Here is a 232-nt window from a genome sequence, read left to right as displayed (position 1 = left end):
TGGTGGTGCTCAACAAGTAGGGCGCGATCCTCGCCCTGGTGGGCGGGCGCGACTACGAGGACAGCCAGTTCAACCGGGCCACCCAGGCCCAGCGCCAGCCCGGCTCGCTGTTCAAGCTCTTCGTCTACCTCACGGCCTACGAGAACGGCTTCAACCCCGACCCGGTGCTGGTCGACCGGCCGATCCAGATCGGCGACTGGGAGCCGCAGAACGCGACGGGTCGGTTCAAGGG

At 67.7% G+C, this 232-nt stretch carries 1 pseudogene; it reads left to right on the top strand.

Annotated features, from left to right (window positions below):
* Positions 1 to 20: 20 nt before the first annotated feature.
* A pseudogene (locus AC0IY1_RS25685) lies at positions 21 to 232 on the top strand (penicillin-binding transpeptidase domain-containing protein); the annotation flags it as partial.

It is taken from the genome of Methylobacterium sp. AC690 (genome assembly GCF_979256535.1).
Note: the sequence above shows the minus strand (reverse complement) of the source record. Positions and strands in the feature narration are given on the sequence as shown.